This window comes from Streptomyces olivochromogenes (genome assembly GCF_021538895.1).
In the GTDB taxonomy this organism is placed as follows: domain Bacteria; phylum Actinomycetota; class Actinomycetes; order Streptomycetales; family Streptomycetaceae; genus Streptomyces; species Streptomyces olivochromogenes_A.
Window position 1 is genome coordinate 1 of sequence record NZ_JADDRL010000197.1, and the last position, 9,487, is coordinate 9,487.

6 protein-coding genes and 1 pseudogene are annotated in these 9,487 nt (G+C 72.5%); 2 read left to right on the plus strand and 5 right to left on the minus strand.

What is annotated here, in order from left to right; all coding sequences use genetic code 11:
* From IPZ69_RS44980 to IPZ69_RS44995, 4 genes are all read right to left on the minus strand, one after another.
* A partial coding sequence (locus tag IPZ69_RS44980) for a hypothetical protein (RefSeq protein WP_235460703.1) occupies positions 1-453 on the minus strand: 453 nt, incomplete at its 3' end.
* A 66-nt stretch (positions 454-519) separates the two neighbouring features.
* A complete protein-coding gene (locus IPZ69_RS44985; RefSeq protein WP_235460704.1) occupies positions 520-2,946 on the minus strand; it encodes a dolichyl-phosphate beta-glucosyltransferase in 2,427 nt (808 codons plus the stop codon).
* Positions 2,943-3,635, minus strand: coding sequence for a GntR family transcriptional regulator (locus tag IPZ69_RS44990; protein ID WP_235460708.1), 693 nt, complete (start codon positions 3,633-3,635; stop codon positions 2,943-2,945). Before IPZ69_RS44990 ends, IPZ69_RS44985 begins: the two co-directional genes overlap by 4 nt.
* 111 nt (positions 3,636-3,746) lie before the next feature.
* A complete protein-coding gene (locus IPZ69_RS44995) occupies positions 3,747-5,102 on the minus strand; it encodes an aspartate aminotransferase family protein (RefSeq protein ID WP_235460705.1) in 1,356 nt (451 codons plus the stop codon).
* 177 nt (positions 5,103-5,279) lie between these two features.
* On the opposite strand from IPZ69_RS44995, the gene IPZ69_RS45000 reads away from it, so the two are divergent.
* Together IPZ69_RS45000 and IPZ69_RS45005 are read left to right on the plus strand one after the other, a co-directional pair.
* Positions 5,280-7,322: a serine/threonine-protein kinase gene (locus IPZ69_RS45000; RefSeq protein WP_235460706.1), complete on the plus strand. Its 2,043-nt coding sequence runs from the start codon at positions 5,280-5,282 to the stop codon at positions 7,320-7,322.
* Between the two features lie 138 nt (positions 7,323-7,460).
* Positions 7,461-9,022 (plus strand): annotated as a pseudogene (locus IPZ69_RS45005) (substrate-binding domain-containing protein).
* Between the two features lie 13 nt (positions 9,023-9,035).
* On the opposite strand, the gene IPZ69_RS45010 reads toward IPZ69_RS45005, so the two are convergent.
* The coding region (locus IPZ69_RS45010; RefSeq protein ID WP_235460707.1) for an SLATT domain-containing protein at positions 9,036-9,487 on the minus strand (452 nt) is incomplete at its 5' end.

A 9,487-nucleotide genomic window follows, 5' to 3' on the forward strand; every position in this document is an offset into this window, starting at 1 on the left:
CACGTACTCCAGCTCGCGCAGCAGGGTCTGCGAGGAGCCCAGCGGGCCGCCGCTCGCGAGGAGTTCGTCGCTTGAGAGCGGGTGCGGGAAGTCGACCGGGACATAGGCGCCCGCGTGGTCGTAGTGCCAGACCAGGTGCGATTGCTGGGCCGTCGACTCGAACATCTCCAGGAGCTGCTCGTAGTCGCCGCCCAGTTCGTCCACCGGCGTCACCGGCAGCCCGCACAGCTGCAGCAGGTACACCCGGCGCAGGAAGTGCAGCGCGTCGTAGTCGAAGCCGGCCACCGGGGCCACCTCACCGGACAGGCCCGGCATGTACTGGTACACCGGCACCGGTGGGAGCCCGGCCTCGGCGAGCACCTTGTTGTATTGCGCGAGTTCCTCGGCGAACGGGTTGTCGGGCGTGTGGCACAACACGTCGACGAGCGGTACCAGCCACAGGTCACAGGCCAAAGAGGGCTCCTCACACAGCGCGGTGCTCAAGGCATGGATAAGCAGAGTAATTGGTGCGGCTCGGGGTCAGCTCCCCCCGTGCAGGTCCCATACCCACACTCCGCCGGTCCACTTCCCGGGACGCCCGGTCAGCTGCTGCACGGCCTTGCGCAGGGCGTCGTCGTTGGGCTGCGGCGCGACCACCAGGGCGCCCGCCTTCCAGTAGGCGAAGTCCCGTTGGGCCTGCGCCCGCCAGTTCTTGCCGATCACCGGGATCCGGCCGGAGTAGCGCACGTCCCGCAGCATGTTCGAGGTGAAGCGCGGTGAGGCGCCGTAGATGCCGATACGGTCCTTGCCGTACGGGCCGTTGTAGTAGCCGCCGGGCATCTTGAAGCCCAGGCCGGCGGCCGTCTGCCAGTGCAGGGCCTCCGCCGCCCCCGGGTCGGGCAGCGGCAGGGGCACGAGCGACTCGCCGTCATGGACGTACGACTTCCACATCCCGTCCGCGAAGAACGCCGGCACTCCGACCCGGTCCACCGACTTCAGCGGTGCCGGGACCAGCGGCAGCAGGGCGAGCAGGACGGCGAGCAGGCCGACGTACCGCACCCCCCGGCCGGTCGTGGCCAGCAGCCGGTCGACCGCGACGGCCAGCAGCATGCCCAGCGCCGGGGCGCAGATCATCGCCACCCGGCCCTCGATGACCGACTCGAAGAGCGGCTTGTGGGCGAGCAGCGCCCAGGGGCCGGGGTAGACGAGGTCGGTGAGCGGGATGCGGATCTTCGGGCCGAGGGACAGCAGCGCCGCGCCCACCGCGGTGAACGCCAGCGCCCTGACGAGCGTCTGCTCCCACAGCCGTACGACGATCGTGAAGGCGAGGGCGACCAGCGGCCAGCCGTAGAAGGCGTTCTGCTCGGTGGGGTTGAGGGAGAGCGCGTTCGCCGTCTGCTCGTTGCCCGCGATCAGGGAGCGCTCGGCGAAGGCGAGCAGCGACAGGGGGCTGTTGCCCGCGTTGTCGCCGTGCAGCACGCTCGTGTAGCTCTGCGGCCCGGCGAACTGCCAGTACAGGGGATAGGCGACCAGGGGCAGACAGACCGCCCCGCCGATCAGCAGGCCCTTCAGCAGCGGACGCCAGGACCGGCGGGCCACGTCCCGGCGCACCAGCGCGTAGGAGGCGGCGAACAGGGTCATGCCGAGGCCGGCGAGCAGGAAGGGTTCTTCTCCGAGGAAGATCTGGTAGGCCGCCATCAGGCCGAGCACGATTCCGTCCCGGACGACCCGGGTGCCCGCGCACAACCGCAGCGCCCGCTCGATGATCAGCGGGATCATGAACAGGATCACGAAGTTGGGGTGCGCGTTGGCGTGGCTGACCATCGGGGGCGCGAAGGCGGCCAGCGAGGCGCCGACGAGGGCGGCCGGCCGCCGCTGGACGACCCGTTTCACGATCAGCCGGTACCAGGCGGCCGCCGTCACGGCCAGGCCCAGCGTCATGCAGACGCTCAGCGAGACCGCCGGGCCCGCGAGCAGTGTGAGCGGCGCGAAGGGCACGGACACGCCCAGCATGACCGTGTTGGCCATCAGGTTCACGCCGTCCGGGAAGCCCTGGAGATCGGAGAAGAGGGGATTGCGCAGGTGGGCGACGTTGTCGGCGGTCACCGCGAAGAACCATTCCCACTGGTTCTGGTCCTGGAGCGAGTCCGGGAAGTAGCGGTGGCCGGGGTCGAAGAAGCGCCCCGAGTAGAGGGCCACCGCCATCAGCAGGAACAGGGCGGTGGCCAGGAGATCGGCGGGCCGTATCGCGCGGGCCCGCAGGCGGCCCAGGTCGGCCAGGACGCGGGCGTAGTCGAGGGGGGCGACCTTGGAGCCGGGCTGGTGGCTCCAGCGGACCGGGACCTCGGTGACGGCCCAGTCGCGGCGGCGGAACTGCTGGAGCACCTCCACGTCGATGCCCCAGCCCTCCAGCCGGGAGGCGGCGAAGACCTCGCGGGCCTTGTCGCCCTCGAACAGCTTGAAGCCGCACTGGGTGTCCCGTATGCCGGGCACCGCCGTCGCGCGTATCAGGAAGTTCCCGGCGCGGCCGAGCAGTTCGCGCACCCGGTGCTGGTGGGTCCCGATGGCCGCGCCGGGCACGGAACGCGAGCCGATCGCCGCCGAGTGTCCGCCGCTGAGCGCCTTGTCGAGCCGCTCCAGCTCCTCGATCGGCGCCGCCAGGTCGGCGTCCGTGACCAGCACCCGGCGGCCCCGCGAGGCGGCGACACCGAGGCGCAGGGCGTGGCCCTTGCCCCGGTTGCGGGGGCTGGTGACGAGCTGGACACCCGGATGCCCCAGGGCGGTGACGACGTCGCCGGTGCCGTCGGTCGAGCCGTCGTCGGCGACTATCACCTCCCACTCGCCCCAGCGGCCCTCGCCGTCGCCGAGGTAGCGGGTGATGGCGGTGAGAGTGGGGCCGAGACGCTCTTCCTCGTTGTAGGCGGGGACGACGACCGAGAGGTCGACCCCCGGGGAGCGGCCGCTCATCCGGCGGCCAGTCGCTCGATGAGGGCGAGGGAGTGCGCGTTGTACGCGGAGACGACCGCCCGTGCCGCCTCGAAGTCCTGCCGGGACAGCGCGTCCACCAGCTCGGTGTGCCCGGACCACAGCCGGCCGCGCAGATCGGGCAGCCGACGCAGGTACCGCACCGCGCACACCCAGGACTGCACACGCAGCCGGTGCAGGAAGTCGGCGAGGTACGGGTTGCCGAACAGGGCACTGAGCTCGCGCCAGAACCGCAGGTCGTAGCCGATCAGCACGGACAGGTCCCCGGCACCGGCGGCGCGCCGCGCCTCCTCGCCGCGTCGGCGGACGGCGGCGAGCACGGCGGGCGTGCGCGGGTCCAGCGGGTCCCGGAACGCCGGGTGACCGGCCAGCAGGGCCTGGAACATGCCGTCGGTGACCAGGCTGCGGGCCTGGATCATGCCGCGGTAGTCGTCGAGCGTGTACTCCGGGACGCGGAAGCCGCGGTGCTGGTCCGCCTCCAGGATCCCCTGCGCGGACAGGTCGACCAGCGCCTCCCGGACCGGCGTCGCCGAGACGCCGTACTGCTCGGCGATCTCCTTCACCGTGAACTCCCGCCCCGGCAGGAGCCGCCCGGCCAGCACCTCGTCACGAAGCGCGTCCGCGATCTGCTGGCGCAGGGTACTGCGGGTCACGGCACCGTTGCCGGGCATGGTCGGGGCCCTTTCCTCACGCGTGCGGGTGACGTACTCGTCCATGTCTACGAGCACGCCACCTTACGCGTTCGGGTTGCCCCAGGTGAGCCTTGGTGTTGCGGTCCTCACCTACACCGTGTACTCGTCGGCCACGCTCAGCGCGGCGTCCAGGGCGGCGAGGCCCTCCTTCAGCTCGGCCTCCGTCACGTTGCACGGCGGGACGACATGGGTGCGGTTCATGTTGATGAAGGGCCACAGGCCGTGCTTCTTCGCGGCGGCACCGAAGGCGGCCATCGGCGCGTTCGCCTCGCCCGCCGCGTTGTAGGGCACCAGCGGCTCCCGGGTCTCCCGGTCCCTCACCAGTTCGAGCGCCCAGAACATGCCCACGCCGCGCACCTCGCCGACGCTCGGGTGCCGTTCGGCCAGCGCGCGCAGGGCCGGCTCGACGACGGTCGTGCCCAGGTTCTTCGCGTGGGTGACGACCCCCTCCTCCGCCATCACGTTGAGCGTGGCGACGGCGGCGGCGCAGGCCAGCGGATGGCCGGAGTACGTCAGCCCGCCCGGGTAGGCGCGCTTGCCGAAGGTCTCCGCGATCTTCCCGGAGATGGCGACACCGCCGAGCGGCACATAGCCGGAGTTCACGCCCTTGGCGAAGGTCATCAGGTCGGGCACGACGTCGAACAGGTCGGCCGCGAACCACTCACCGGTCCGCCCGAACCCGGCCATGACCTCGTCCAGGATGAACACGATCCCGTACTTGTCGCACAGCTCGCGCACGCCCGCCAGGTAGCCGGGCGGCGGCACCATGATGCCCGCGGTGCCCGGAACGGTCTCCAGGACGATCGCGGCGACGGTCCCCGGCCCCTCGAAGGCGATCGTCGTCTCCAGGTGCTCCAGGGCCCGCGCGCACTCCTGCTCCTCGGTCTCCGCGTAGAAGCGGGAGCGGTAGAGGAAGGGCGCCCAGAAGTGGACGACACCGGCGTTCGCGCCGTCGGAGGGCCAGCGGCGCGGGTCACCGGTGATGTTCACCGCCTGCTGCGTGCCGCCGTGGTACGAGCGGTAGGCCGACAGCACCTTCGGACGGCCGGTGTGCAGGCGGGCCATGCGCACCGCGTGCTCGACGGCGTCGGCGCCGCCGTTGGTGAAGAAGATCTTGTCCAGGTCGCCGGGCGTCCGCTCGGCGATCAGCCGGGCCGCCTCGGAGCGGGCCTCGATGGCGAAGGCGGGCGCGAAGGTGGTCAGGTGTGCGGCCTGCTCCTGTATCGCGGCGACGACCTTCGGGTGCTGGTAGCCGATGTTCGTGTAGACGAGCCCGCTGGTGAAGTCGAGGTAGCGCTTGCCGTCGTAGTCCCAGAAGTACGACCCCTCCGCACCGGCGACGGCGAGCGGGTCGATGAGCTCCTGCGCGGACCAGGAGTGGAACACGTGGGCGCGGTCCGCGGCCTTGACGGCGGCGCCGGCCTGAGGGTTGGGCTGAGGGGTCATGCGGGCGAGCGTAAGTGTCCGGGATACGGACGCGGTATCGGCGTCCTGTTCCCTGGTCGGGGGGTTTCCGCGACAGATTGTCTGTTACGGAACCGTAGACACCGCTCCGCGCGACTGTCCGGGCGACCGCATTATTCTCGGTCCGTTGCACACCTACGGGGGGAAGGCGGCGCAGCCATGGAGAAGCTGGCACCCGGAGATCCGCAGCAGATCGGGGCGTACCGGCTGCTGGCGCGGCTCGGCGCGGGCGGTATGGGGCATGTGTACCTGGCCCGGTCCGACCGGGGCCGCACCGTCGCCGTGAAGCTGGTGCGCGAGGAACTCGCCGCGCAGGAGGAGTTCCGGGCCCGGTTCCGGCAGGAGGTGCAGGCCGCGCGGCGGGTCGGCGGGTACTGGACCGCGCCCGTGCTGGACGCGGACACCGAGGCCGCCGTGCCGTGGGTGGCCACCGGGTACGTCGCGGGGCCGAGCCTCCAGCAGGTCGTCGGGCACGACCACGGGGCCCTGCCCGAGCGGTCGGTACGGATCCTCGCCGCCGGTCTCGCGCACGCCCTCAAGGACATCCACGCCGCCGGGATCGTCCACCGCGACCTCAAGCCGTCGAACGTGCTGGTGACCATCGACGGGCCGCGGGTCATCGACTTCGGTATCGCGCGGGCGCTGGAGACCCTGACCGGGGACTGGCTCACCCGCACCGGCTCCATGATCGGCTCGCCCGGCTTCATGTCGCCCGAGCAGGTGCGTGGCGACCGGATCACGACCGCCTGCGACGTCTTCTGCCTCGGCTCCGTGCTGGCCTACGCGACGACCGGCAGGCTTCCCTTCGGGGCCGCCCACAGCGGGGTGCACGCCCTGATGTTCCGCATCGCCCAGGAGGAGCCCGACCTGGAGGGCGTGCCCGAGGGCATCGCCGACCTCGTCCGCGACTGCCTGAAGAAGGACCCGGCTACCCGGCCGACGCTGGAGGGGATCCTGGAGCGCACGGGCGCGGAGGACACGGTCTCCGGCGGCCGCTCACGGGACCCCTGGCTGCCGGGCGCCCTGGTGGCCCAGCTGGGCCGGCACGCGGTGCAGCTCCTGGACACGGAGGACCCGCAGGGCCCGGCGGCGGTCGGGGGCGCGGGCGGTGCGGGCGGTCCGCAGGGTTCGCCCGCGGCCGGGGGCGCGTCCGTGCCGGCGCAGGGGCAGGGGCCGGGTCAGGTGCCGGACCGCCTGCCCGAGCAGAGCCCGGGCGGGGACCGTATGTCCAAGCAGCCGGGGCCCGCCGGGGACCGGACGGCCGCTCCCGTCGCCGCCGCCTCGCCCGAGCACGCCCCCGCCTCCGACGACGCCTCCGCGCCGCCCCCGCCCGGGGGTCCGCGGGCGCCGGGCGGGCCGGTGAACCACCTGCCCACGATGGTCGGCCAGACGCCGCCGCCCGGGACGCCGCCGCCCCACCCGGCGTACGGCTATCCGCAGCAGCACCCGCAGCCCCACGCCCACGGCTACCCGCAGCAGCCCGGTACCGGTGGCTGGCCCGGCGCCCAGCAGCCGTACAACCCGTACGCCGGCGGCCTCGGTTCGACCCCGCCGTACGGCCCGCCGCCCGTCGCCCCCACCCAGGCCTACCCGCCCGGCGGCGGCGCGCCCCAGGAGCCGGCCGGCAGCAACGGCCGGGCCACGGCGCTGCTCGTGGTGATCGCGCTGGTCGTCGCGCTCGCCGCGGGCGGCTCGGTGTACGCGCTGATGCAGGGCGGCGGCGACGACAAGGGCGCCGGCCCGGTCGTCGGCTCCTCGACCACCGACGCGCCCACCACCGCCGGGCCGACCGGTTCCGAGCCCGCCCCGACGACCTCGGCGCCCACCTCCTCCGCGCCGGCCGACGGAGCGGTCCCGGCCGGGTACCTGGGGACCTGGGAGACGTCGATCGACAACGCCGCCGGGCACAACACCCGTGAACTGACCATCCGGCAGGGCAAGGTGGGGGACACGGTGCTCACGCTCGTCGCCGACGGGCCCACCGAAGGGGGCGGCAGCTACCACTGCGTGTTCGAGGCGAAGCTGGCCGAACGGCCCAGTGGCAACGGTCCGTTGCGGATCGGGCCGTCCGACGTCACGTCCGGACAGCCGCGTTCGTCCTGCACCCCGGGCGAGGCCACCGAGGTCACGCTGCTGTCCGACGGCACGCTGAAGCGGTCGAAGCAGGGCAACGGGGAGAGCCTGACGTACACGCGGCAGTGACGATGTGGGGATGAAGTCCCGGTCCGCGGGAGGCCGTTGAACGTCGGGCGAACTTCAGCCGACGAGGCCGGATCGTCCCCTTCGGCGCGCGTACGGTGACCCCACCATCCGACTCCGGGGAGTGGCGGGGGCACCCACATGGAGTGGCTGAGCACGGAGAACGTCGTAGCCATCGGTACGGCCGTCCTGGGCATCGTCGCCTCGGCCGGCATGGTCTGGTACGAGCGCCGGGTGCCGCGCCGCTGGGGGCACCTCCCACGCCCTTAAGGCAGTGGGGGAGGGTCGGCTACCGCGTGCAGATGGACAACCCGATAGGCGACGACGTGCGCTCGGGCCGGGCCAACCGCCGGCTGGGCCTGTTCGACGAGGCGCCGGACATGGCCGACGCGACCCTCGTGCTGCTGCGCGTCGAGAACGACGGCTCGCAGGGCATCGACCGCGACGACTACACCAGCCCCGAACCGCACGGTCTGACCGCGGTGTTCACCGACCGCACCATCCGGGGCGTGTCGGTGACGCAGCCGACGGACACCGACCACTTGATGGACCACTTCACGCCCGAGCGGGGCTTCGGCTACGCGGGCAACGCCCTGCGCATCCCGCGGGTCCCGCTCAACAAGGGCGATCATTTCAAGCTGCTCGTGCTGCTGTCCGGCGGGGACGTCGGCCGGGAGATCCGGCTGATCGGCGGGATCCGGGAGGGCGAGGTCCACCCCAACCGCAGCGCAACGCCGGACGACAAGCCGCCCCTGTTCAGCCGGGCGTCCCGGCTCATCACGATCATGCTCACGGTCTGCGTCGTCACGCTCGCCACGATCGTCGTGGCCCGCGAGGACACGCCGCCGCCCATCGGCTGCGCCACGGGCACGCTGCGGATCACCGGTTCGACCGCCTTCGCGCCCGTCGTGCGCGAGGTGGCCGGAAAGTACGAAGGGGACTGCGCGGGCTCGACGATCACGGTGGACCCGCACGGGTCGACGGCGGGCGTACGGGACCTGGACGCCACCGGCGCCCAGTGGCACAAGGCGGGCTCCCCGCCGCTGATCGCCCTCTCGGACGGGCCCAAGCCGAACGACATGCCCGAGCTGCGCGAGAACCGCATCGCGGTGTCGGTCTTCGCGCTGGTCGTGAACGACGGCGTGCGCCTGCGGAACCTGTCGACGGCGGACGTACGACTCCTCTACGCCGGCCGGATCACCAACTGGCGGCAGCTCGGCGGCCCCGACCTCCCGGTCCACCTGGTCAGCCGGGACGCCAACTCCGGGACCCGGCAGGTCTTCCAGCGCAGGGTGCTCGGCCGGGGCGAGATCGCCAACTCCTCGGTCGACTGCGTCCACAAGGACGACGCGACGGCTCCGGTGACCCGCTGCGAGCTGGACTCCACCGACCAGGTGCTGTCCGAGGTCGCCGAGCTGCCCGGGGCCGTCGGCTACAGCGAGCTGAATCTCGCCACCCGGGCCAAGGGCCTGCACATCCTCGACCTCGACGCCGACGCCCCGTCGGTGGACGCCATCGAGCACGGCAGGAGCGCGTACCCGTACCGCGAGATCGAGTACGCGTACACCTACGGCCAGCCGCCGGCCGACTCCCTGGTGTCGAGCTTCCTGACGTACCTCTCCCGCGGAAACGGCCAGGACGTGATCCGCACCCACGGCCATGTGCCGTGCTGGACCCCGGAGGGCATGAAGCTCTGCGCCTGACCGCGCGCGTACGTCACCGGGGCTCGGGCGGGCGTTGGCGGGGCATGTTGGGGCGGGTGCCGTTGGCGGGCGGCAACGGGAAGCGGCCCTGCCAGATGCCCGGCTCGGCCCGGCCCCCGGTCGCGGCCACCGCCGCCTGGATGCCCAGCGGCGCGGGCCCCGTCCGGAACTCCACCATCCAGTCGGCCGTCTCCGTGCGGACCAGCTCCGTCACGTCCTCCGAGAACCGCCGCAGCACACCCAGGCACCGCTCGGTGGCCTCGCTGGCCGTCCCCTCGGCCGGTCCCAGAACCTCGCGCACGCATTCCGAGGCCCAGTCGAACTGCAGCACCTGGAGCCTGCGCTGCACGGCCTGCGCGGTGGCCACGTCCCTTATCCATCCGGACGTCACGCCGAAGAAGCGGTCGATCCCCACGCACGCCACGGCGAACACCAGCGCCAGATACCCCCAGGGCGCGCCCGAGT

Coding starts and splice junctions, on each gene's coding strand:
- IPZ69_RS44985 (WP_235460704.1), bottom strand. CDS start 2,946: ATGAGCGGCCGCTCCCCGGGGGTCGACCTCTCGGTCGTCGTCCCCGCC.
- IPZ69_RS44990 (WP_235460708.1), bottom strand. CDS start 3,635: ATGCCCGGCAACGGTGCCGTGACCCGCAGTACCCTGCGCCAGCAGATC.
- IPZ69_RS44995 (WP_235460705.1), bottom strand. CDS start 5,102: ATGACCCCTCAGCCCAACCCTCAGGCCGGCGCCGCCGTCAAGGCCGCG.
- IPZ69_RS45000 (WP_235460706.1), top strand. CDS start 5,280: ATGGAGAAGCTGGCACCCGGAGATCCGCAGCAGATCGGGGCGTACCGG.